This window comes from Arthrobacter liuii, assembly GCF_014639275.1.
Taxonomy (GTDB): Bacteria; Actinomycetota; Actinomycetes; order Actinomycetales; family Micrococcaceae; genus Arthrobacter; species Arthrobacter liuii.
On sequence record NZ_BMFW01000005.1, the window covers coordinates 119,439 to 143,258 of the forward strand.

A 23,820-nucleotide genomic window follows, 5' to 3' on the forward strand; every position below is an offset into this window, starting at 1 on the left:
CTTGGACACCACCTCGCAGGCCGCCGTCGGACTGCACCTGATCGAGCCGGGCCAGCGCGTCACCGTCCGAGTCCCCGCCACCACGGCCAACCTCGGTCCCGGCTACGACAGCCTGGGCCTCGCGCTGGCCCTGCACGACACCCTCACCGTGGAAAGCCTGGACACGGACGAACTCGTGTTCGAGCTCCGCGGCGAGGGATCCGACACCCTGCCGCGGGACGCCAGCCACCTGGTGGTCCGCGCAATGGACCTGGCCTTCGAAAGGCTGGGCTACCGACACGGCGGCCTGAAGGTGGTTGCCGAAAACGTAAACCCGCACGGCCGCGGGCTGGGCTCCTCCGCGTCCGCCGTGGTCGCAGCGGTCTCGGCCGCCAACGCCATGGTGCCCGCTGAAAGCCGGCGTGGAAAGGAATGGATCCTCCAGCTCACCAGCGAACTGGAAGGCCATCCGGACAACGTGGCACCCGCGATTTTCGGCGGACTGGCGCTGTCATGGCAGGACAGTGAGCAGTACAGCAGCACCAGTGCCGCCGTTGCCGCCTCTGTCATCCCCATTGTGGCGGTGCCCGACTTCGAACTGTCCACCGAAGCCGCCCGCGCCCTGCTGCCGGCATCGGTGGGCCACCACGCAGCCGCAATGAACTCCGGCCGTGCGGCACTGCTAATCCACGCGCTGACGCAGAAGCCTGAATTCCTGCTGCCGGGCACCGAGGACTACCTGCACCAGAGCTACCGGGCGGAGGCCATGCGGCCCAGTGCCGCGCTGATCGGCGCACTCCGTAAAGCGGGCTACGCGGCAGTGGTTTCCGGGGCCGGGCCAACCGTCCTGGTGCTGGCAAACGGTGAAGCCCAGGCCAGTAATGCACTGGCCTTCATTGAAGCCTTTACGGCGGAGAACACGCCGGACATCGGCTGGCGCGTCCTGAAGCTCGCAGTGGACGTTGAAGGTGCTAAGGTTGACTTGCACCGGCGGTAATTCCGCTTATCTGATCTGCTCCTGCATTCAGTTGCGATTTGATCTACCACTGTGAATGTATTCCGGTGCCGCCTGCTTGGTCTGTCGCAGGAATCTGCAGCATACAACTGCCCCTGAACCGTCAGTCCGGCGCCGCGCCATGGGCGCAGCGCAAGGTGAATCAGTATCCGGCCCTGCTGGCCGAAATCCAACCGGCAAGGCCGAAATCCCGGCTGCAGATCTGAACTGCAGCCCAGATCAAATCATCGCGTCCAGCTCCCAGTCTGGACGCCGTCGAGGGGGAAGGATCCTTCGTGACCGAAACCACTGAGCTGTCGCCAGCTGTGGAACACACAACTTCTGCTGCCGAATCACCGGCCGCACCCGCCAAGAGCAGCGGCCTCGCCGGCCTGAAGCTCGCCCAGCTGCAGGCCCTCGCCAGCCAGCTCGGCATCTCCGGTGGCTCCCGCATGCGCAAGGGGGACCTGGTCTCGGCCATCTCCGCCCATCGTGCAGGGACCCTCACTGCAAAAGCCCCCGCGAAGGCAACGGAAAGGGCTTCGGAAAACACTGTGGCCCCGGCCGCAGCGGCACCAGCCTCCGTCCCGGAAGCCGCCGCGGAAGGCACCCGTGCCCGCGGACGCGGACGCAGCCGCCGGGCCGTCAGTGACGGCGTCGTTGCGCCGGCAGCCGAAGCTCCCGTTGTGGAAACAGCTGCCGCGCCTGCCGCCGCAACTGTCGAGGCGCCGTCGGCCGCCCCTGCGGAAGCCGCAGAAGCAACGGAAGGCGCCCCCGAGCGCCGCCAGCCCCGCACCCGCGACCGCCGCCGCAGCGAAGCCGCTGCCGCCTCCGTCCAGGAAGCACCGGTGGAAACCCCGGCAGAGCAGCCGGCCGCGGAACAGCGTTCAGGCGAGCAGCGCGCCGAAGCCCCTGCAGCTGAAACGGGCGACGGCGGCCAGCGCACCGAGCGCCGTGAAGGCGGCCGCACGCGTGGCCGCGACTCCCGCGAATCCGATGGCCGCGACAACGCCGGCAGTCGCGAGGCAGGCCAGCGGGAAGGCGGCCGGGACACCCGCGACGGCGAGGACACGGACGGCGGAAGCCGCCGCAACCGCCGGAACCGCCGCGACCGGAATGACCGGAACGACCGTTCCGGCGGCCAGGACCGGGACAACTCCCGCAACGATCGCTTCCGCGACCGCAACGACCGCCGCCGCGGCCGCAACCAGGGCCCGGACGTGGACGACGTCGAGGTCACCGAGGACGACGTGCTGCTGCCGGTCGCCGGCATCCTGGACGTCCTGGAAAACTACGCGTTCATTCGCACCTCCGGCTACCTGCCCGGCCCCAACGACGTCTACGTGTCCCTGGCCCAGGTCAAGAAGTACAACCTGCGCAAGGGTGACGCCGTTGTCGGCGCAATCCGTGCACCCCGCGAGGGCGAGGACCGCAACCAGCAGTCAAACCGCCAGAAGTTCAACGCCCTGGTCCGCGTCACGTCCGTGAACGGCAAGACCGCCGAAGAACTCAAGGACCGCGTCGAGTTCGCCAAGCTGGTTCCGCTGTACCCGTCCGAGCGCCTGCGCCTGGAGACCGACCCCAAGAAGATCGGTCCCCGCGTCATCGACCTCGTGGCTCCGATCGGCAAGGGCCAGCGTGGCCTGATTGTCTCCCCGCCAAAGGCCGGCAAGACGCTCATCCTGCAGTCCATCGCCAACGCGATCACCACCAACAACCCTGAGGTCCACCTCATGATGGTGCTGGTTGACGAACGCCCCGAAGAAGTCACGGACATGCAGCGCACCGTCAAGGGCGAGGTCATTGCCTCCACCTTCGACCGTCCCGCCGACGACCACACCACCGTGGCCGAACTCTCCATCGAACGCGCCAAGCGCCTGGTGGAAATGGGCATGGACGTGGTGGTCCTGCTGGACTCCATGACCCGCCTGGGCCGTGCCTACAACCTGGCAGCACCGGCCTCCGGCCGCATCCTGTCCGGTGGTGTGGACTCCGCAGCCCTCTACCCGCCCAAGCGCTTCTTCGGTGCCGCCCGCAACATCGAAAACGGCGGCTCGCTCACCATTCTGGCCACCGCCCTCGTCGAGACCGGCTCCAAGATGGACGAGGTCATCTTCGAAGAGTTCAAGGGCACCGGAAACATGGAGCTCCGCCTGTCCCGCCAGCTGGCCGACAAGCGCATCTTCCCCGCCGTGGACGTCAACGCCTCCGGCACCCGGCGCGAGGAGAACCTCCTCTCGCCCGAGGAAGTCAAGATCATGTGGAAGCTGCGCCGCGTCCTCTCCGGACTCGAAACCCAGCAGAGCCTTGAACTGCTCACCAACAAGATCCGGGAAACCCAGAGCAACGTCGAGTTCCTCATGCAGGTCCAGAAGACGACGCTTGGTGCGAAGTCGGATAACGACAAGTAGCTGAGTTCGGGGCGGGCGCTGGAGCGTTCGTGCGGTGGGTGCCGCGCGGATGTTCCGCTCCCGCCCCTTTGTCGTTCGGATTTTGCCGCCCCCGCCCCTCCGCTGGGAGGCTTTCGATCTTCGATCGTCAGCCTCCCAGCTCCGGCAGGCCCGATGCCACTCCCGGGGCGGCAAAATCCGAACGCCACGCTGTTGTCTCACCAGTCGCTCGGCGAAACTAGACTGTTTCCCAGCGCGTCGAAAGGTTTTGAAACATGTTTGAGTCCGTACAGGGCCTGCTTGATGAGCATGACTCCATCCAGGCGCAGCTGGGGGATCCTGCTGTCTATGCTGACCAGCGGCTTGCCCGGAAGCTGGGGCGGCGGTCGGCTCAGCTTAATGGCATTGTCGAGGCCTACCACAGGTGGGAAGGCATCCGGGACGATCTGGCCGCCGCCAAGGAAATGGCTGCCGAGGATCCCGAGTTCGCCGCCGAAGTGCCTGAACTGGAGGCTGCGCTGGAAGTAGCCGCGGCCAAGCTCCGGCGCCTGCTTATTCCCCGCGATCCTGACGACGCCCGCAACGTGATCCTCGAAGTCAAGGGCGGTGAAGGCGGCGACGAGGCTGCACTGTTCGCCGGTGACCTGCTGCGCATGTACACCCGGTACGCGGAGTCCCGCGGGTGGAAGACTGAAATCATTTCCGCCACCGAGTCTGACCTCGGCGGCTACAAGGATGTCCAGGTGGCCGTCAAAGGAAACTCGAACGACCCCGCCGAGGGCGTTTATGCCCGGCTCAAGTTCGAAGGCGGCGTGCACCGCGTCCAGCGCGTGCCGGTGACCGAATCCCAGGGCCGCATCCACACCTCCGCCGCCGGCGTGCTGGTCCTCCCCGAGGTTGATGAGCCCGAAGAGCTCGAAATCAACCAGAACGACCTCAAGATCGACGTCTACCGGTCTTCAGGCCCGGGCGGGCAGTCCGTGAACACCACGGACTCCGCCGTCCGCATCACGCACCTTCCCACCGGCATCGTGGTGGCCATGCAGAACGAGAAATCCCAGCTGCAGAACCGCGAAGCCGGCATGCGCGTCCTGCGCGCACGCATCCTGGCGCACCAGCAGGAGCAGATCGACGCCGAGAACTCGGCCCAGCGCAAGTCGCAGATCCGCACCATGGACCGTTCCGAGCGCATCCGCACCTATAACTACCCGGAGAACCGGATCGCTGACCACCGCACCGGGTACAAGGCCTACAACCTGGACCAGGTCATGAACGGGGACCTGGAGCCGGTCATCCAGTCCGCGATCGAGATGGATGAGCAGGCGCGGCTGGACGCCATCGGCGACTGACCGGAAACTGCCACCATGACCGAGCCCACCCACATGGCGCCTGCCCAGTCTTTGGCCGCAGCGGTCCGTGAGGCCGCGGCACTCCTGGCTGAGGCCGGCGTTCCCAGCCCCCGGGCCGATGCCGAGCTCCTGGCGGACCATCTCCTGAACGTCGGGCTGGGGCGCCTCCGCTCCCTGATGCTGGGCGATACTCCCGCGCCCCGTGGGTATGCCGAACTTGTCGCCGAACGCGCACGCCGCATCCCGCTGCAGCACATCACCGGGGTTGCGCATTTCCGCTACCTCGAACTGGCCGTGGGGCCGGGAGTGTTCATTCCGCGTCCGGAAACCGAATCCGTGGTCCAGCTGGCCATCGACCACGTCCGCGGCGTGGCCACCCCCCGGATTGTCGACCTCGGCACGGGATCGGGCGCTATCGCCGGTTCCCTGGCCTCCGAGGTTCCCGGAGCCGAGGTGCACGCCGTCGAGTTCAGCCCGTTCGCGCACGCCTGGGCGGCGAAAAACCTGGCACCCCTGGGGGTCAACCTTGTCCTGGGGGACCTGCGTGACGCCTTTCCGGAACTCAACGGGAGCGTCGACGTCGTGGTTTCAAACCCGCCGTACATCCCGGCCGAAGCCATCCCCAACGAACCCGAAGTAGCCCTGCACGATCCCCCCGAGGCCCTGTACGGTGGGGGAGCGGACGGCATGGAACTTCCGACGGCGGCAGCGGCCTCCGCTGCCCGCCTCCTGCGCTCTGGGGGCTACTTTGTCATGGAACACGCGGAAGTCCAGTCAGGCTGGATCGCCGCCATGCTCGGTCGGACCGGCACATGGACAGGCATCAGGACACACCTGGACCTTAACGGCAAGGAGCGCGCCACCAGCGCCGTGCTCGCAGACCCCACCACACGGAATGAAAGAATGGGCCAGTGACCACAACTTATGACTGCACCATCGATGACGAGCGGGCCAGGGGCCTCGAGGACGCCCAGCGTGCCATCGGGGAGAAGAAATGCGTCGTGCTCCCCACGGATACGGTTTACGGGATCGGCGCGGATGCGTTTTCGCCGCAGGCTGTCACCATGCTGCTGGTATCCAAGGGACGCAGCCGCACCATGCCGCCGCCCGTCCTGATTCCACGCATCAACGCACTGGACGGCCTGGCCACCGAGGTGTCAGCCGACGCCCGCAAGCTCGCGGAAGCCTTCTGGCCCGGCGGACTCACCTTGATCCTGCACGCGCAGCCGTCGCTGGACTGGGACCTCGGCGAAACCAAGGGAACCGTTGCGCTGCGGATGCCTGCAGACGAAGTCGCACTGGAGCTGCTGACCCTGACCGGCCCGCTGGCGGTTTCCTCCGCCAACCGTACCGGCCAGGCTCCGGCCCAAACCGCGGCAGCGGCCCGCGAACAGTTGGCGGATTCCGTCGAGGTGTACCTGGAAGGCGGCCCGCGCCCGCTGGAAGGCGAAGCCGGGGTGCCGTCAACCATCGTGGACGCCACCGGGCCCATCCTGCGCGTGGTCCGTAACGGAGCCGTGAGCCTGGACCGGTTGCGCGAACACGTCCCGGGCGTCCTGGGCCTGGGCGAGATTCCCATGGCAGCCGAAGAACCGGAGCCACTGGCGTCACCGGAAGCACAGGGATCGCCGGAGGCAGCCGGGGTTGAGGCTGCGCCCGGTTCAGGCAGCAGCGCCGTAACCGATGCCGACAACGTTCCGGGGAACTGACGTGCATCCCAAAGTGGCCGTTGCGGCCGTAACATTCGACCGCCACGAGGAACTGGCCCTGCTCCTGAAAGGCCTGGCCGCCCAAACCGCTCCCATCCATTCCATCGCCCTGGTGGACTCCGGTGCCGTCCCCGCCACCGGCGTCGTCAACGCCGTGGGAGCGGACAACATCAACTACTTGCGTTCCGAAGCAAACCTCGGCGGCGCCGGCGGTTTTGCCTACGCGATCCTCGCGGCCATGGCCAGCGGAGCCGAATGGATCTGGATGATGGACGACGACGGCCATCCTGAGGACGCCAGCTGCCTGGCCGAGCTGCTCCGCACCGCAGAGGAGCACCAGCTCGACATCATCAGTCCGCTGGTGGCGGCTACGGCGGACCCCAACCGGCTCTCCTTCAACTTCCGCATCAACGGACTCCTGACCAACGACAGGTCGCGCCTTGCGCCCATGGGCTACCTCCCTGACATGGTCCATTTCTTCAACGGTGCACTGATCCGGACCGAGGTCTTCTACAAAATCGGTATTCCGGACGTGAAGTTCTTTATCCGCGGGGATGAAGTGGACTTCCTATCCCGGGTGAAAAAAGCGGGGCTCAAGTACGGCACGCTCGCCACCGTCGCGGTGCAGCACCCCGCCACGTGGACCGAGATGAAACCGGTGTTCGGCGGGTTCATCACCCCCGTCATCCCAGAAGGCGAGTTCAAGCGCTACTGCTACTTCCGCAACCGCGGTTACCTGACCCGCAAGTACCGGAACCTGCGGTGGTTCAGCGCGGACATCGTTGGTTTCCCCTACTACTTCCTGAAGACCGGCGACTTCAAGGGCCTGGCCCACTGGTTCGGCGCCTATTCCACCGGCTTCCGCGGCAAGGGCTTCGGCTCGCCGGCGGAACTGATGTCCGGCGGGAACTAGCCGGCGTGGAGAACCTTTACGCCGTCGTCGTCACTTACAACCGCGCAGATTTCCTGCGCAACCTGCTGGGTTCCTTCGCCCGGCTGGACACCCCGCCGGCGGGGATCGTCGTGGTGGACAATGCCAGCACGGACCACACCGCCGACGTCGTCGCGGAGGCGATTTCCGGCAACGGGACGCCCGTCCAGTACGAGCGGCTGGACCGGAACGTCGGCGGGGCCGGCGGGTTCTCCCGCGGAGTGGAACTGGCACTGGAGGCCGGCGCCGGGTGGCTGTGGCTGATGGACGACGACGTCGAAGTGCTTCCGAGCGCCGTGGAGGCACTGGACAGGTTCACGACGGACTACTCCTGCATCATCGGCCGACGGTATGACGCCAACGGCAAGCCGTTCTTTTGGCAGCATCACTTCGTGGAGGCCCTGGGCGTCTTCCTGCCGGTCTCGCGGGACGTGTTCAAACATTCAGACGTGTTCCGAACCAATGTGGGGAACTTCGAGGGCATGCTGGTCAAGGCCTCGGTGGTCCGGGACATCGGCCTGCCGGATCCGCGCTTCTTCATCACCTGGGATGACCTGGTCTACGGATGGCTCGCTGCGCAGCGGACCCCTGTGGTCTACGTCAACGCGTTCGTCATCAGGAAGGTCCGCGCGCAGCGGCAAGTGGACTTGGGATTGCGCCACCTCAATGACTCGTCCGACCTCAGCCGCCACTACGTGATGCGCAACCGCGGACACGTCGCGCACTACCTGCAGGCCTACGGCAAATACAACCGTGCCGGTTTTGCAGCCGGGACCGCCTTGACCTTCCTCAAGGAACTTGTCCGGCTGGTCCTGGTCGAGCGGACCCTCAAGGGCTCCGGAGCACTGTGGCACGGATGGCGTGAATCACGCACCATCCTCGCGGACACGGAGTGGAAACCCATGCCCCCGCTGCCCGCGCATCCGGGAAGCGGACGCTGAAGAGATTAGTATCGTTCTAGGCCCCGACGCCGTCCGACGGTTTTTGCGGCGGGGATTTTGAAAAAGGCGCTGGCCGCCGTGGTAGTGGAAGTCGGTTGCATTTTCTGTTGAGTACGAAATCTGAAACGCGCGCACCCGCCGCAGTACGGGACGACAAGCCCGCCCTCTGGATCTGGATCCAGCTCTTCCTGGACTCCATGTCCTGGGTGGTGGCCATCGTCCTGGCGCTGCTGCTGCGCTATGAGATGGGCATCCGGGTCGAACAGTTCGCCGGCGCGTTCGCCATCGCCGCGATAGCCGTCGTCGTGCAAATACTGGCCGGCTACTCCCTGGCCCTGTACCGGGGCCGCTACCCGTTTGGCAGCTTCCAGGAGGCCAGGGCACTCGTCTTTGTCACCGTCATCGTGGCAGCTTCCATAACGGCCAGCCTGCTGGTGCTTTACGAGGCCATCAACATCGGCCGCAGCGTGGGCCTGATCGCCTTCCCGTTTGCCTGCCTTTTCATGGGCGCTGCCCGCTACGCCAAACGCCTATACGCGGAAAGCAGGACCCGGCCCGCGGACGGGGCACAGAACACGCTGGTCTATGGCGCCGGGTTCCTGGGCAACTCGCTGGTCACGCGAATGCTGCAGGACTCCGACTCGCCGTACTACCCGGTCGGGCTGGTCGATGACGACCCCGCCAAGAAGCACCTGCGCCTCTCGGGCGTCCAGGTGCAGGGCCGCGGCGATGACCTACCGGCGATCATCCGCCGCACCCGGGCAAAGGTCCTGGTCCTGGCCTTCGCCAACGTCGAGGCCGGCGTGGTCCGGCGCATCTCCGATGCCGTGGCAGGGCTCAACATCCGCGTCCTGGTGCTGCCGCCCTTGCGGGACATGCTCGGCAGCGGCACTCCCGCAGGCTTCTCCGACTTCCGGGACGTGGCAGTCGAAGACCTGATCGGACGCCGGCCCGTTGATATCAAGGTCGATGAAATTGCCGGTTACATCACCGGTAAGCGGGTGCTGGTCACCGGGGCGGGCGGATCGATCGGTTCCGAGCTTTGCCGCCAGATCGTGCAGTTCAGCCCTGCTGAACTGATAATGCTGGACCACGACGAGACCGGCCTGCAGCAAACCCAGATATCGATCACCGGCCGTGGCCTGTTGGCTGGACGCGACACCGTGCTGGCCAACATCCGCGACGGTGAAGCCCTGCAGGACATCTTTGCCGACCGGCGGCCCGAGGTCGTGTTCCACGCGGCAGCCCTCAAGCATGCGCCATTGCTCCAGCAGTATCCCGTGGAGGCCTGGAAAACCAATGTCTGCGGCACCCTGAACGTGCTGCGCGCCGCACGCCGGGCGGGCGTTTCGCACTTCGTCAACATCTCCACCGACAAGGCTGCCAACCCCACCACCGCCCTTGGCCACTCCAAGCGGGTTGCCGAAAAGCTGACCGCCTGGATGGCCGGCCAAACCCAGCGCACGTTCGTCTCTGTCCGGTTCGGCAATGTCATGGGCAGCCGCGGGTCCATGCTGCCGCTCTTTACCGAACAGATCCGCGTCGGCGGACCCGTTACGGTCACCGACCCCGACGTCACCCGTTTCTTCATGACAATCCCGGAGGCGTGCCAGCTGGTCATCCAGGCCGGCGCGATCGGCGCCGGCGGCGACGTCCTGATCCTGGACATGGGAGAACCTGTCCGGATCCTTGACGTGGCCCAGCGGATGATCGCCATGTCCGGCAAGGACGTGGAAATCATCTACACCGGGCTGCGTCCGGGAGAGAAGCTGCACGAGGAGCTGGTGGGAACCGGGGAACTGGACCAGCGTCCCCTGCATCCGAAAATCTCACACACCAGGGCAGCCGAGCAGGATCCGGACAAGCTCGACCTCAATGTCTGGCTGGCCCGCTGCGAGGCGGAACAGGGCATCAGCATCGGCGACATTCCCGATGACGAGGCCGATGATGTGGGCGAGATCCGGGTAGCGTCATGATGCCGCTGGTCGCGGTAGCCGGGATAACCCTGCTGGCCAGTCTGTTGCTTCCCTTTGCCGTGAAGCCGTGGCTGGTGCGGATGGGCGTCGTGGACGTCCCCTCCGCCCGCTCATCGCACGTCACGGCAACCATCCGCGGCATGGGCGTTGCCGCTGCGCTCGCCACGGTGATCGGCTACGCGGCAGCGGTGCTGCTGGGCGTAGTTACGGTGGACCGCTCGGTGTCAGCGGTGGTGCTCTGCATCATTGCCGCGTGCGCCGCCGTCGGCTGGATTGAAGACCTGCGCGGACTGTCCATCGGCGGACGCGCCGGCGCCCAGCTTGGTATTGGCGCAGCAGGCTCGGCACTGCTGATAGTGCTGACGGGGCAATCATTCTGGTGGCTGCCGCTCGCTGCCGTCGCAATCGCAGCGTACGTCAACATTGCCAACTTCATGGATGGGGTCAATGGCATCTCGGGCCTGCATGGGGTCACAGCCGGCACCGCCTACGCCGTGGCCGGAATGTTGGCGGAGCAGCCGTGGCTGACTGCCGGAGGCGCCGTGCTGGCGATGTCCTTCCTCGGCTTCCTGCCCTGGAACCTCGGCCGGGGCTCGGTCTTCCTGGGCGACGTGGGCAGTTACCTGCTGGGCGCGTCTATCGCCGCCCTGGCGGTTGCCGGCTTCCTCGGCGGGGTCTACGTGGAATACGTCCTTTCGCCGATCCTGGTGTACGCCGCGGACACCGGCTACACGCTGCTGCGCCGGATCAAGGCGGGTGAGCGCTGGTACGCTTCCCACCGCGAACACGTCTACCAGCGGCTTACGGACGTTGGCTTCTCGCACCTCCAGTCGGCCGGTGCCGTAACGCTGTGCACGATTGCCGTGATCATTCTTGGCTTTGTTGCCGCCACCGCTTCCTTGCCGGTGGCGGCCCTCTGCGTTGTGGTTGCCGTGCTGGTACTCGCTTTGTACCTGGCCAGCCCGGACCTGATCCGCAGGCGCCGGCGCAGGTCCAAGGTCACACGCCTGCCGGTGACCTAGCAATGTTCTATCTCGTGTAGAATTTAGGGGCAGCCCAAGCTGCTCCTCCACCCTTACATCCTGGCGATCCGCTATGTGATGCCGACGATTGGGATCGAATGAGCTCCAACGCCGACTCCGGACCCGCGTCCGGCAGTTCACGCGTTGGCACCTCCGGCCCCAGCCGTTCGCTGTGGCTGAACCTGCTCAAGCGCAGCTCGATCGCGGCTGCCGCCGGGCTTGTCCTGTGCGCGGTCCCCGCCGCCCTACTCAACGGAGTAAGCGGGGCGGTATCCAGTTTCCTTGGTGGCCTGCTGGTGATGCTGTTCTTTGGGATCAGCCTGCTGATTGGGCACTTCGTGGGGCGCAACAACCCGTCCGGCGCGATTGGTGTCTTCGTAGCCACCTACTTCATCAAGGTGGTTGGCTTCGCCGTCGTCCTGTTCGTCGTCGGCGCTCCGGCCTGGCTCCACGGCCGCTGGTTCGTCATCGGCGCTGTGGTGGCCGTCGTCCTCTGGCAGGCCGCTGAGATCCATAGCTTCAGCAAAGCCCGCCTCCAGATCTACAACGATCCAGAAGAGAAGGGACCAACCGATGCGTAACCCGAAGAAATCCGACGCTGCCGCAAATGCCAAGCGCCGGTCGAGCGGCTCCGCGCCCGTTGATTCCGAGGCTTCGACGGACGGCGGTTACAACGCTGGAATGGCTGTGTTCAGCTACATCATTGGCGGAATCATCGTCTGGAGTTTGATAGGGTGGGGACTGGATTATCTGTGGGGAACGCGCTGGATCGTGCTCGCAGGCGCTCTGCTCGGAGCCGCCGGAGGTTTCTACATTTCCCACATGCACGGCCTCACCAGTTCCCGCACAAAGGCTGATGGGCGCCATGCTCCCAGCGCACCGTCCCAGGACGGAGAAGATAATGCCAAATAATTTCACAGGGGGAACAGCAGGCTGTCAGGCTGCCGGACCCCGCCCAACGCCCAATGATGGACACTGCAGAGAGGAAACGCGTTGATCGCGCTTGCGCTCCCGGCCCAAGATTCAGGAGAGTTCACTCCTCCTGGTATTAACGAAATGCATTTGCCGGCAATCCTGCCGTGGGGTGCCGCAGAGGGATTCTCCAAGCAGATGCTGCTGGTCCTCCTCTCTGTCGTCTTTATCGCCGTCTTCTTCGTGCTGGCCGCACGGAAGCAGCAGCTGGTACCCGGCAGGCTCCAGTTCGCCGGCGAGGCCGCCTACGGCTTCGTCCGCAACGGCATCGCCAAGGACATCATCGGCGGCAGGGACTTCATGAAGTACGTCCCGCTGCTGTTCAGCCTGTTCTTCTTCATCCTGGTCAACAACATCTACGGCGCCATCCCGCTGTTCCAGCTCCCCACGTTTTCGCACGTGGGTGGAGCCTACGTTCTGGCCGGGCTGGTCTACATCACCTGGATCTCCATCGGCATCAAGAAGAACGGCCTTCGCTACTTCAAGCTGGCTACCGTACCCTCCGGTGTTCCGTGGTACATCCTTCCGATCGTCATCCCGATCGAGATCATTTCCAACTTTGCGGTCCGCCCCGTCACACACAGCCTCCGTCTGTTCGCGACCATGCTCGCCGGCCACCTGATCGTGATGATCGCCGGTTCAGGCATTGAGTACCTCATCATGCAGGAGAACGTGCTGCTGAAGGGAACGTCCGTCCTGGTCCTGGCCGGTGCCATCGCCATGTACATGCTCGAAGCCCTGATCATGGTCCTGCAGGCCTACGTCTTTACGCTGCTGACTGCGATCTACATCGAAGGCGCCCTGCACGCCGACAGCCACTAGGCACGCCGCCCCGGACGCTGCGCTCCGACGGCAAACTACAGTCTTCCCCTCGCGGGGATGAAGCAACCCAAACAACCTGCCACACAGATGGCATCTTGAAAGGAAAAAAAATGGAAGGCTCCATCAACGGCTCCCTCAACCTCATCGGCTATGGCCTCTCGGCTATCGGCGGTGGTATCGGTGTGGGTCTCGTGTTCGCTGCCTACATCAACGGCGTTGCCCGCCAGCCGGAAGCCCAGCGCGTCCTGCAGCCGATCGCATTCCTTGGCCTGGCGCTGACCGAAGCACTCGCCATCCTGGGTCTCGTCTTCGCTTTCGTTCTCAAGTAAACCTTCAGAACTTCAGCGAACATTCAGAACCGAGTAGATAAGGACGGGTGAAATATGCATCAGCTGATCATCTCAGCCGCCGCTGAAGGCGACGTCAACCCCCTTGTTCCCAATGGCTGGGAAATGCTGGTTGTTTTCGTGGGCTTTGCCATCCTCTTCTTCATCGTGGTCAAGTATGTTGTCCCGATGTTCGAGAAGACCTTCGCCGAGCGTGCCGAGGCCATTGAAGGCGGCATCGCCAAGGCTGAAAAGGCCCAGGCTGAGGCGTCTGCTGCACTCGAAGAGTACAAGCAGCAGCTGACCGACGCCCGCACCGAAGCCAACCGCATCCGTGAGGAAGCCCGCGCCGAAGGTGCCCAGATCCTCGCGGATCTCAAGGAGAAGGCGGCAGCAGAGTCTGCCCGCATCACCGCGCAGGCCCACGTACAGATCGAATCCGAGCGCCAGGCGGCCGTTGTGTCCCTGCGCTCCGAGGTCGGCACCCTGGCCACCACCCTTGCCGGACGCATCGTGGGCGAATCGCTCGACGACGACGCACGCGCAGCGCGGGTAGTGGACCGCTTCCTGGCAGATCTGGAGTCCCAGAACGCAGGTGCAGCTAAGTAATGGCAGGCGTATCGAGCGAATCGCTGGCAACAGCGCTGGCAGAGTTGGAAGCAAAGCTTCCGACGGCGTCGCTTCAGCTGGCAAAGGAACTCTTCGGAATTCTGGGAATGGTGGACAGCTCGGCTGGCTTGCGCCGCGCCCTGACTGACCCGTCCCGCAACGGTGACGAAAAGTCAGCGCTGGTCAAGCAGCTGGTTGGCGGAAAAGTCTCCGCTGATGCTGCGGACATCGCAGGCGGACTGGCCAGCTCACGCTGGGCAAACGCCCGTGATATCGGCGATGCACTCGAGACTCTTGCCGCAACGGTGGTCATTTCCGTTGCTGAAAACAAGTCGGCCGTTTCTGCCTCCGGAATCACTGGCCTGGAAGAACTGGAGAACGACCTGTTCTCCTTCAACCAGGCTGTTGCCTCCAGCCACGAGGTACAACGTGCTCTGTCCGAACCACAGGCCAGCAGTGCAGCCAAGGTTGCACTTGCGGAGAAGCTTGTGCCCGGCGCCAGTGAGGAAGCAAAAGTCCTCATTGCCCAGGCTGTGACCCAGCCCCGCGGCATCAAGCCCACCCGGCTGGTGCAGCGGTTCGCCGAGCTGGCAGCTAAGCGGCAACAGCGCTGGATTGCAACGGTCAGCGTGACCCGTCCTTTGACCCAGACGCAGCTGGCACGCCTCCAGGCGGGCCTGAATGCCCTGTACGGACGGGAACTGAAGGTCAACGTAAATGTTGACCCGGCACTCATTGGCGGCATCCGCGTCCAGATTGGTGATGAAGTGCTTGACGCTTCGGTCCTCACCAAACTGGGCGAGCTGCAGCGCCAGCTGGCCGGCTAGCCGGACAAGCACAACCAAACTGATAGAAACCCCGGTCACCGTTTGCGGTGATCACAAACAGGAGAGCAGGGACTGCAGATGGCCGAATTGACCATCAACGCCGACGACGTCCGTAATGCGCTGAACGAGTTCGCGGCGTCCTACGAACCCGGGAACGCAGAGCGCGTAGAGGTCGGCCGCGTAACCACCGCTAGTGACGGCATCGCCCGTGTTGAGGGCCTTCCCTCGGTCATGGCGAACGAGCTGCTGCGTTTCGAGGACGGCACCCTGGGCCTGGCCCAGAACCTTGACGTCCGCGAGATCGGCGTCATCGTCCTCGGCGACTTCACCGGCATCGAAGAAGGCCAGGAAGTCCACCGGACCGGACAGGTTCTGTCCGTTCCCGTTGGCGACGCCTTCCTTGGCCGCGTCGTTGACCCGCTGGGCGTGCCCATCGACGACCTCGGCGAGATCAAGGCCGAGACCACCCGCGCACTGGAGCTGCAGGCGCCGGGCGTGACCCAGCGCAAGTCGGTCCACGAGCCGATGCAGACCGGCCTCAAGGCCATCGACGCGATGATCCCGATCGGCCGCGGCCAGCGCCAGCTGATCATTGGTGACCGCCAGACCGGCAAGTCGGCCATCGCGATCGACACCATCATCAACCAGAAGGCCAACTGGGCTTCCGGCGATGTCAACAAGCAGGTCCGCTGCATCTACGTCGCCATTGGCCAGAAGGCGTCCACGATTGCCGCCATCCGCCAGACCCTCGAGGACAACGGCGCGCTGGAGTACACCACCATCGTGGCGTCACCCGCCTCCGACCCCGCAGGCTTCAAGTACCTGGCACCGTACGCAGGCTCGGCCATCGGCCAGCACTGGATGTACGGCGGCAAGCATGTCCTGATCGTGTTCGATGACCTGTCCAAGCAGGCCGAAGCCTACCGCGCCGTGTCGCTGCTGCTGCGCCGCCCGCCGGGACGCGAAGCCTACCCGGGCGACGTCTTCTACCTGCACTCCCGCCTGCTGGAGCGTTGCGCAAAGCTCTCCGACGAGCTCGGAGCCGGCTCCATGACGGGCCTGCCGCTGATCGAGACCAAGGCGAACGACGTTTCCGCCTACATCCCGACCAACGTCATCTCCATCACGGACGGCCAGATCTTCCTGCAGTCCGACCTCTTCAACGCCAACCAGCGCCCCGCTGTTGACGTGGGTGTCTCGGTGTCCCGCGTCGGCGGTGCCGCCCAGGTGAAGTCCATGAAGAAGGTCTCCGGTACCTTGAAGCTGGACCTCGCCCAGTACCGCGACATGCAGGCGTTCGCGATGTTTGCCTCCGACCTGGACGCAGCATCCCGCCAGCAGTTGACCCGTGGTGCCCGCCTGATGGAACTGCTCAAGCAGGGCCAGTACTCGCCGTTCCCGGTCGAGGACCAGGTCGTCTCGATCTGGGCCGGCACCAACGGCTACCTGGATGACGTTCCGGTGGAGGACATCAGCCGCTTTGAGGCTGAGTTCCTGGAGCACCTGCGCCACAAGTCCTCCATCCTGACCACGCTGGCCCAGACCAACGTGCTGGACGACGACACCGTTGCAGCCTTGAAGTCCTCGATCGTGGACTTCAAGAAGGGCTTCTTCGGCGAGGGTGACAACCGTTTGGTAGGCGCCGGCCACGAGGAGTACGACGCTATCTCCGAGGGCGAAGTCGACCAGGAAAAGATCGTCAAGCAGAAGCGCTAGTTCCGCAGCGCCGGGTGTGCCGGACCAACGGTCCGGCACACCCGGCTACGGAATGTTAGGAAAGGATAAGTATGGGAGCCCAGATCCGGGTCTACCGCCAGAAGATCAGCTCGACCACGTCGATGCGCAAGATCTTCAAGGCGATGGAACTGATCGCTACCTCGCGCATCGGGAAGGCCCGTGCGCGCGTAGCAGCTTCACTGCCTTACGCGAACGCGATCACGCGCGCCGTTTCTGCTGTCGCCAGCCAAAGCGAAATCGACCACCCGCTGACCACTGAGCCGGAGCAGATCCGCCGTGCCGCCGTCCTGGTAATCACCTCGGACCGTGGCCTGGCAGGTTCCTACTCCGCCGGTGTTCTCAAGCAGGCGGAAGGTCTCAACGAGCTGCTCCACGCCGAAGGCAAGGAAGTCAAGACCTACCTCGTGGGCCGGAAGGCCCAGGCCTACTTCGATTTCCGGAACCGCGAGTACGCGCGGGTCTGGACCGGAGGAACCGACGCCCCCGAGTTCAGCACAGCCCGTGAAATTGGCGAAGCTCTGCTGGCCGATTTTGCAACGGAGTTCGAAGAGGGTGGCGTGGACGAAATCCACGTTGTCTACACCCGCTTCAAGTCCATGGTCACCCAGGAGCCGACGGTCATCCGCCTGCTCCCGCTTGAGGTAGTGGAAGAGCAGGCCGCCTCCGAAACGGACCTCCTGCCGCTTTACGAGTTCGAGCCGGAAGCCGAGCGTGTCCTTGACGCCCTGCTGCCGCGCTACATCGAATCGCGTATCTTCGCAGCCATGCTGCAGGCAGCAGCGTCCGAGCTCGCAGCCCGCCAGCGGGCGATGAAGTCCGCAGGTGACAATGCAACGGACCTGATCAAGAAGTACACGCGCCTTCGCAACACGGCCCGCCAGGCCGAAATCACGCAGGAGCTCTCCGAGATTGTCGCAGGTGCCGACGCCCTCGCGTCGTAGCTGCCATCGCCTCGGTTCCGCGGAACCAGCACCACCACAGATAGACTTAACCCCACGCCATCTACTGAATGAAGTGAGAGAGATGACTGCCACTGCTACCGAACACGTAGCCGCAACGTCCGGTGCAACCGGCCGTATTGCGCGCGTAATCGGCCCGGTTGTCGACGTCGAATTCCCGGCTGACGCAATCCCGTCGATCTACAACGCCCTCACCACCGAGATCACTCTCAACGGTGAGACCAAGACCATCACGTTCGAGACCTCCCAGCACCTTGGCGACAACCTCGTGCGCGCCATCTCCCTGCAGGCAACCGACGGCCTTGTCCGCGGCACCTCTGTTGTGGACACCGGGGCGGCAATTTCCGTTCCCGTCGGAGACGGCGTCAAGGGCCACATCTTCAACGTGCTGGGCCAGCCCCTGGACGTTGCCGAGTCGGAGCTGCAGATCAGCGAACGCTGGCCGATCCACCGCAAGGCCCCCAGCTTCGCCTCGCTCGAAGGCTCCACCGAGATGCTGGAGACCGGCATCAAGGTCATCGACCTTCTCACCCCGTACATCAAGGGTGGAAAGATCGGCCTCTTCGGCGGCGCCGGCGTGGGCAAGACCGTGCTGATCCAGGAAATGATCACCCGTGTTGCCCGCAACTTCGGTGGTACCTCCGTCTTTGCCGGTGTTGGCGAGCGTACCCGTGAGGGCAACGACCTCTGGGTGGAAATGGAAGAGGCAGGCGTCCTGAAGGACACTGCCCTTGTATTCGGCCAGATGGATGAGCCGCCGGGAACGCGCCTGCGCGTCGCACTGTCCGCTCTGACCATGGCGGAGTACTTCCGCGATGTGCAGAACCAGGACGTGCTGCTCTTCATCGACAACATCTTCCGCTTCACCCAGGCCGGCTCCGAGGTTTCCACGCTGCTGGGCCGCATGCCTTCGGCCGTGGGCTACCAGCCCAACCTGGCGGATGAGATGGGCCTCCTGCAGGAGCGCATCACGTCCACCAAGGGCCACTCCATCACCTCGATGCAGGCCATCTACGTCCCCGCGGATGACTACACCGACCCGGCTCCGGCAACGACCTTCGCACACCTCGACGCAACCACGGAACTTTCCCGTGAAATTGCATCCCGTGGTCTGTACCCGGCCGTTGACCCGCTGACGTCCACCTCCCGCATCCTGGATCCCCAGTACATCGGCAAGGACCACTACAATACGGCTGTCCGTGTGAAGCAGATCCTGCAGAAGAACAAGGAACTCCAGGACATCATCGCCATCCTCGGTGTCGATGAACTCTCCGAGGAAGACAAGATCGTCGTGTCGCGTGCACGCCGCATCCAGCAGTTCCTGTCGCAGAACACCTACACCGCCAAGCAGTTCACCGGCGTCGAAGGCTCCACGGTTTCCATCAAGGACACCGTTGAAGGCTTCTCTGCCATCTGCGACGGCGAGCTCGACCACATCGCGGAGCAGGCGTTCTTCAACGTCGGTGGCCTCGATGACGTTGAGCGCCAGTGGGCCAAGATCCAGGAACAGACCAAGTAATATGGCTGAGCTTGAGGTTGAGATTGTCGCAGCGGACCACTTCGTGTGGTCCGGAGCGGCCAAGATGGTCAAGGCCCGCACCAGCGATGGTGAGATCGGAATCCTGCCCGGCCACTCGCCCCTGCTGGCGATCCTGGCCGAGGGTGAACTGGCCATCCAGCCAGTGTCCGGCGACCGTATTGCGGTGGATGTGGACGGTGGATTCTTCTCCGTTGACAACAACCGTGTGGTGATCGTTGCTGACAACGCCCAGCTGGGCGGCTCGGCTACCGCTGGGATTCGCTAGCACGACCTTGATGGACGCTCCGGGTATTTCGTTCATCGCACTGGCAGTTGCGTTCGGACTGCTGATTTTTGCACTGTGCCTTTCGGGGGCACGCCGCTTCAACCTGCGGCGTGCCCTAGGCACAGTGGACGCCTCCATTTGCGTTGCTGGAAACAGCTGGCAGATGGGGGTTTGTCGTTATCAGGACAACGACCTTGAATGGTTCAGGCTCATCTCGCTGAGTGTCCGCCCCAAGTACACGTTCAGGCGCAGTTCCCTTGAGCTGCTGGGGCGACGGAAGCCCACAGAAGCTGAGGCCGTCAAGGTCCAGCCGGACGTGGTGATTGTCGAACTCCGGTACGAGGGGCAGGACTTGTACCTCGCCATGAAGTTCGACGCATATACGGGTCTTTCATCGTGGCTGGAAGCGGGTCCGGTCATCGGTGTGGGGACCTGGCGCTAGCGGACGTGGACTGGCTTTTAGACATCCGGCTTACGGACGGTCCGTTGTACTGGACTGTCCTGGTATTGGGAGTGGGCGGAGCTGCCTATCTTCTGGTGCCACCCTGGCGCGCCTCCGAAACCGCTGCCCTTCGGATCCGGGCGTGGGCAATCCGCATCCTTCTCGCCCTAGCCGCAGCGTTCGCGCTGGTGGCAACCGTCCACTGGGTAATGATTAACGTCCTTACCGTTTTTCCGGAGTTGGTCCCGGACCCAGTTTTGCTATGGTTCGTCCCCGGTGTTGCGGCCGTCATCGTGGGAATTCTCAGATTGCCGCGCACCGATTGGGCCCATTACTGGGGAGGGGTCCTCGCCGCGCTGCTGGTGGTGTTGTTATCCGCGATCCAAATCAACGCCTACTTTGGCCTGAACCGCACGGTCAGTGATCTGCTGGGCACCGCTCTGGCCCGGATTCCGGTGCTGGAACAGGACCTGATGCGGCACCCGGGAGAGTCCGACGGCGTGCCCCTTCAAGGCTGGAAGCCAAACGGCGATTTGCCGGCCGGCGGCGTCCTCCGTAAGGCATCGATTCCCGGGACGGATTCCGGGATGAACACCCGCGACGCCTACATTTACCTTCCGCCGGCGTATTTTGCCGCCAACCGGCCCGCGCTGCCGGTAATGGTCCTGGTGGCAGGGCAACCGGGTGGCCCGGCCGACTGGCTAACCGGCGGCGCAATCCGCGGCCACATGGATTCGTTCGCTGCAGGCCACGGCGGCGTAGCCCCCGTGGTGGTCATCCCGGATCCCAATGGGTCGCAATCCGCGAATACCATGTGTATGGACAGTAAAATTGCCAAGGCCGATACGTACCTTTCCCGGGACGTGCCCCGATGGATCAGCACCACCCTGGCCGTCGATACCGACCACAAGCACTGGGCCATTGGTGGCTTCTCATTCGGGGGGACGTGCGCGGTGCAGATGGGAACCAGGCACCCGGACATTTACGCGGACGTGCTCGCGTTTTCCAGCGAAGCTGAACCCGCCATCGCCAAGGAACGGCAAAAGACCGTTGACGCCGCCTTCCCGGGCCATCCGGATGAATTCCTCAAGCAGACTCCACTGGAGATCATGAAACACCAACGGTTCGAGTCCAGCGGCATGTACTTGACTGCCGGCCAAAACGATCCGGAGTTCGTGGGGAACGTCCATACGCTGGCTGCTGCAGCAGAAAATGCGGGCTTCACCGTCCAGGCGCACGAGGTGGAGCACACCGGCCACTCCTGGGATACCTCGTCCAAGCGCTTCGCGGACGCACTGCAGTTCCTGGGTAAGCAATGGGGACTGCAGTGGTAAGCGCCAGGAAACCGGACCGCACCGTCGCCCTGATGTGGGCCGCCGTCGGACGCCCTGCAGTCCATCAGGGACTGAGTGCATTGAAATCAATGCCCTTCACCCTGGGTGTGGTTGTTGCCTTCCTGGCAACCGCTGCCCTGACCGGAAGCTTCCTGGCCGGACCGCCCGAGCAGCTCCTTGGACTGGCCTCGGTCAGCGGCCCCGGCCTGCGCGAGGGACAGTGGTGGTCAATGTTCACAAGCCTCTTCTTCGCCACGAACCCGCTCGCCTACGTCACCGCGTCGCTGATGATCGTCATGCTGCTGGGCCTCGCAGAGCGCAAACTTGGCCGCCGGGCCGCCGTCGGCCTGTTCTTCGGAGGGCAGTTCGCGGCCGTCACCATATTCCTCCTGGTAACCCAGCTTGCAGTGTATGTGGCCGACGGCTGGCTGGACCGCATGGCTAATGACAGCCTTATCGGCCCCTACGCCCCGGTGCTGACCGCAGGCCTGGCCGCCAGTGCCCGGATCACCCTGCTGTGGCAGCGCCGGCTCCGCACCGTGGTGCTGTCCATCTCGATCCTGCTGGTCCTCTACGTAGGGCATGCCGAGACGGTGATCGGCCTCATCGGCGCCCTCCTTGGCCTCCTGGTGGGTTGGTGGATCCAGGGGGACCAGGGGCGCCTCCACCGGCACCGGTCCACCGGCCGGGAGACCAGGAACCTCTTGGCCCTCACGGTTGCCGTGTTTGCCGTGGGTCCCATCCTGACCGGAATCACGCGCGCCCCCACCGGTCCGCTGGCCCTGCTGCGCGACGTCGTGCTGAGTCCGATGCCCACGCTGAGCCAGCTGGTCTTCAACTGCGGTGCCACTGTTGACGCCTCCTGCCTGGAAACGGGAAGGGGAGGGTTTGCCGGACCGTTTGGCCTGGCGCTGGCTGTGGTGCCGGTCATCCTGCTGCTGATCTGCGCGGACGGCATGCGCCGGGGCCGCCGGCTGGCCCTCAATATTGCCCTCGCCATCCAATTGGCTGTCACGGCGTTGGCGGCCGTCTACCTTGCCCTGTTCGCCCTTGTTCCATCGCGCCTTCAGGGCACGCATGCAACGCCACTGTCCTCGGCGTTCGCCCATGTGCTTCCACTGGTGGTTGTCCCACTGCTGCTGGCCATCATCCTGTGGCTCAACCGGCGCCAGTTCCGCGTGCAGACCCGCCCGGGCGCCCGGCGGGTGCTCGGAGTGGTGGTCTGCGGGACGTGGCTTGTCCTGGCCACTTCCTATACCGTTGCCTGGTTCTGGTCCGGTGGGCTGTCCCGTGACGGCGGGCTTCTGGGCCTTTTCGCCGAGTTGGCCCGGCAGTATGTTCCGGTGCCCATTCCGCAGCATTTCCGCCGGGTCTTCCCGGAGCGGGACAGTGCCGAAGCGCTGCTGTTCGCCTACTCAGGTCCCGTGTTCTGGGTTGTCGCGCTGGTGGCCGTATGGTGGGTGCTCGTGGGCCGGCACCACGGCCTGAACTTCGGGCGGCAGGACAGGAACCGTGCCCGGCGGTTGCTCCACCAGGGCGGTGGCCCGCTGTCCTGGATGGCACTGTGGGAGCCCAACACGTACTGGTTCAGCCCGGACGGGGCGGGTGCCATGGCGTTCCAGCAGCACGGGACCGTGGCCCTGACTTTGGGCGGTGCGTTCGGTGACCGCGGGGCCGAGCAGCGTGTGACAGAAGGATTCCTGGACTACTGCCGCAGCCAGGCATTGATCCCCGCGCTGTATTCCTGCGACGACACCATGTGGCCGGTGCTCAGGGAACGGGGCTTTTCCCGGGTGGCTGTGGCCCAGGAGACCCGGCTGGCGTTGGACGAACTCGAGTTCAAGGGCAAGGAATGGCAGAACGTGAGGACAGCCCTGAACCGTGCCGCGAAGCTGGGGGTCCACGCGGTCTGGGGCTCCTACCATTCGCTGCCGGCAGCGCTCCGGTCGAGGCTGAACGAAGTGTCCGAGGAGTGGGCGGCCGGGAAGTCTGTTCCGGAAATGGGCTTCACGCTCGGGGGAGTGGACGAGCTTGATGACGAGGAGGTCCTCTGCTGCCTGGCAGTGGACGGCAACGGCGCGGTCCACGGCGTCACCAGCTGGCTTCCGGTGTACGACGGCGGGCGGCTGGTCAGCCGGACACTGGACGTCATGCGCCGGGGAAGCGAGGGATTCCCGGGGGTGATGGAATTCCTGATTGCCTCGGCTGTGCTGGAGCTGCGGGATTCGGTGGACGTGATCTCCCTGTCAGGTTCCCCGCTGGCCAGCCGTCCCGACCTGCAGCCCGACCGGGATGCGGACACAAGTGGCACGGGCGACGACAGCCCACCCGCGGTGGATGAAGACCGGGAAGAGCCAGGTGCCACCGATGAGGGCGCGCAGAACCTGGTCAGGATCCTGGACCTGGTGGGACACGCGCTTGAGCCGGTCTATGGCTTCCGCTCCCTGGCGGCCTTCAAATCCCGCTTCAAGCCGGAGTACCGCGCGCTGTATCTGTACTACCAGGACCCTTTGCACCTGCCTGCCATCGGCAGGGCCCTGACCAGGGCCTACCTCCCCGGGTTGTCCCTGGCCCAGGGTGCGCGGCTGGTCCGGAAATTGGTGACCTGACGCGGCAACACCACACCACCGACAGCCGAACCAACGCTCCATCACGTTCTGCAGCTTTTTCCTCGACGCTCCATCAGATCTTTTTTG

At 64.6% G+C, this 23,820-nt stretch carries 22 protein-coding genes; all 22 read left to right on the forward strand.

Annotated elements, in window-relative coordinates:
• Nucleotide 1: 1 nt before the first annotated feature.
• The gene (gene thrB, locus IEW19_RS08130; protein WP_188571148.1) at nucleotides 2-976 is read left to right on the forward strand and encodes a homoserine kinase; all 975 of its coding nucleotides are present in this window, start codon (nucleotides 2-4) and stop codon (nucleotides 974-976) included.
• A gap of 293 nt (nucleotides 977-1,269) precedes the next feature.
• The gene (gene rho, locus IEW19_RS08135) at nucleotides 1,270-3,384 is read left to right on the forward strand and encodes a transcription termination factor Rho (RefSeq protein ID WP_188571149.1); all 2,115 of its coding nucleotides are present in this window, start codon (nucleotides 1,270-1,272) and stop codon (nucleotides 3,382-3,384) included.
• A 254-nt stretch (nucleotides 3,385-3,638) separates the two neighbouring features.
• A complete protein-coding gene (gene prfA, locus IEW19_RS08140) occupies nucleotides 3,639-4,712 on the forward strand; it encodes a peptide chain release factor 1 (protein WP_188571150.1) in 1,074 nt (357 codons plus the stop codon).
• Nucleotides 4,713-4,727: 15 nt separating this feature from the next.
• The gene (gene prmC, locus IEW19_RS08145) at nucleotides 4,728-5,627 is read left to right on the forward strand and encodes a peptide chain release factor N(5)-glutamine methyltransferase (RefSeq protein WP_188571151.1); all 900 of its coding nucleotides are present in this window, start codon (nucleotides 4,728-4,730) and stop codon (nucleotides 5,625-5,627) included.
• On the forward strand, nucleotides 5,624-6,421 hold the full coding sequence (locus IEW19_RS08150; protein ID WP_188571152.1) for an L-threonylcarbamoyladenylate synthase: 798 nt from the start codon (nucleotides 5,624-5,626) through the stop codon (nucleotides 6,419-6,421). Before prmC ends, IEW19_RS08150 begins: the two co-directional genes overlap by 4 nt.
• 1 nt (nucleotide 6,422) lies before the next feature.
• On the forward strand, nucleotides 6,423-7,334 hold the full coding sequence (locus IEW19_RS08155; protein ID WP_188571153.1) for a glycosyltransferase: 912 nt from the start codon (nucleotides 6,423-6,425) through the stop codon (nucleotides 7,332-7,334).
• A 5-nt stretch (nucleotides 7,335-7,339) separates the two neighbouring features.
• Nucleotides 7,340-8,293, forward strand: a complete 954-nt coding sequence (locus tag IEW19_RS08160; protein WP_188571154.1) for a glycosyltransferase — start codon at nucleotides 7,340-7,342, stop codon at nucleotides 8,291-8,293.
• Nucleotides 8,294-8,400: 107 nt separating this feature from the next.
• The gene (locus IEW19_RS08165; protein WP_188571155.1) at nucleotides 8,401-10,269 is read left to right on the forward strand and encodes a polysaccharide biosynthesis protein; all 1,869 of its coding nucleotides are present in this window, start codon (nucleotides 8,401-8,403) and stop codon (nucleotides 10,267-10,269) included.
• Nucleotides 10,266-11,291, forward strand: coding sequence for an MraY family glycosyltransferase (locus tag IEW19_RS08170; RefSeq protein ID WP_188571156.1), 1,026 nt, complete (start codon nucleotides 10,266-10,268; stop codon nucleotides 11,289-11,291). Before IEW19_RS08165 ends, IEW19_RS08170 begins: the two co-directional genes overlap by 4 nt.
• 98 nt (nucleotides 11,292-11,389) lie before the next feature.
• Nucleotides 11,390-11,872: a Cg1360 family ATP-synthase-associated protein gene (locus IEW19_RS08175; RefSeq protein ID WP_188571157.1), complete on the forward strand. Its 483-nt coding sequence runs from the start codon at nucleotides 11,390-11,392 to the stop codon at nucleotides 11,870-11,872.
• On the forward strand, nucleotides 11,865-12,203 hold the full coding sequence (locus IEW19_RS08180) for a hypothetical protein (protein WP_188571158.1): 339 nt from the start codon (nucleotides 11,865-11,867) through the stop codon (nucleotides 12,201-12,203). Before IEW19_RS08175 ends, IEW19_RS08180 begins: the two co-directional genes overlap by 8 nt.
• 81 nt (nucleotides 12,204-12,284) lie before the next feature.
• Nucleotides 12,285-13,085, forward strand: coding sequence for a F0F1 ATP synthase subunit A (gene atpB / locus IEW19_RS08185; protein WP_188571159.1), 801 nt, complete (start codon nucleotides 12,285-12,287; stop codon nucleotides 13,083-13,085).
• Between the two features lie 110 nt (nucleotides 13,086-13,195).
• Nucleotides 13,196-13,414, forward strand: a complete 219-nt coding sequence (atpE, locus tag IEW19_RS08190) for an ATP synthase F0 subunit C (protein WP_003804776.1) — start codon at nucleotides 13,196-13,198, stop codon at nucleotides 13,412-13,414.
• Between the two features lie 54 nt (nucleotides 13,415-13,468).
• Nucleotides 13,469-14,020, forward strand: a complete 552-nt coding sequence (locus IEW19_RS08195; protein ID WP_188571160.1) for a F0F1 ATP synthase subunit B — start codon at nucleotides 13,469-13,471, stop codon at nucleotides 14,018-14,020.
• A complete protein-coding gene (locus tag IEW19_RS08200; protein ID WP_188571161.1) occupies nucleotides 14,020-14,847 on the forward strand; it encodes a F0F1 ATP synthase subunit delta in 828 nt (275 codons plus the stop codon). Before IEW19_RS08195 ends, IEW19_RS08200 begins: the two co-directional genes overlap by 1 nt.
• A gap of 78 nt (nucleotides 14,848-14,925) precedes the next feature.
• Nucleotides 14,926-16,563: a F0F1 ATP synthase subunit alpha gene (atpA, locus tag IEW19_RS08205; protein ID WP_188571162.1), complete on the forward strand. Its 1,638-nt coding sequence runs from the start codon at nucleotides 14,926-14,928 to the stop codon at nucleotides 16,561-16,563.
• 71 nt (nucleotides 16,564-16,634) lie between these two features.
• Nucleotides 16,635-17,525, forward strand: a complete 891-nt coding sequence (locus tag IEW19_RS08210; RefSeq protein ID WP_188571163.1) for a F0F1 ATP synthase subunit gamma — start codon at nucleotides 16,635-16,637, stop codon at nucleotides 17,523-17,525.
• Nucleotides 17,526-17,607: 82 nt separating this feature from the next.
• Nucleotides 17,608-19,062, forward strand: coding sequence for a F0F1 ATP synthase subunit beta (gene atpD, locus IEW19_RS08215; protein WP_188571164.1), 1,455 nt, complete (start codon nucleotides 17,608-17,610; stop codon nucleotides 19,060-19,062).
• Between the two features lies 1 nt (nucleotide 19,063).
• Entirely contained in the window at nucleotides 19,064-19,348 is a 285-nt protein-coding gene (locus IEW19_RS08220; protein WP_018760117.1) for a F0F1 ATP synthase subunit epsilon, read from the forward strand.
• A gap of 10 nt (nucleotides 19,349-19,358) precedes the next feature.
• Complete coding sequence (locus IEW19_RS08225; RefSeq protein WP_188571165.1) at nucleotides 19,359-19,790, forward strand: DUF2550 domain-containing protein; 432 nt, start codon at nucleotides 19,359-19,361, stop codon at nucleotides 19,788-19,790.
• Nucleotides 19,791-19,795: 5 nt separating this feature from the next.
• Nucleotides 19,796-21,124: an alpha/beta hydrolase gene (locus IEW19_RS08230; RefSeq protein ID WP_188571166.1), complete on the forward strand. Its 1,329-nt coding sequence runs from the start codon at nucleotides 19,796-19,798 to the stop codon at nucleotides 21,122-21,124.
• A complete protein-coding gene (locus IEW19_RS08235; RefSeq protein ID WP_188571167.1) occupies nucleotides 21,106-23,733 on the forward strand; it encodes a bifunctional lysylphosphatidylglycerol flippase/synthetase MprF in 2,628 nt (875 codons plus the stop codon). The genes IEW19_RS08230 and IEW19_RS08235 overlap by 19 nt, the downstream gene beginning before the upstream one ends.
• Nucleotides 23,734-23,820 lie beyond the last annotated feature (87 nt).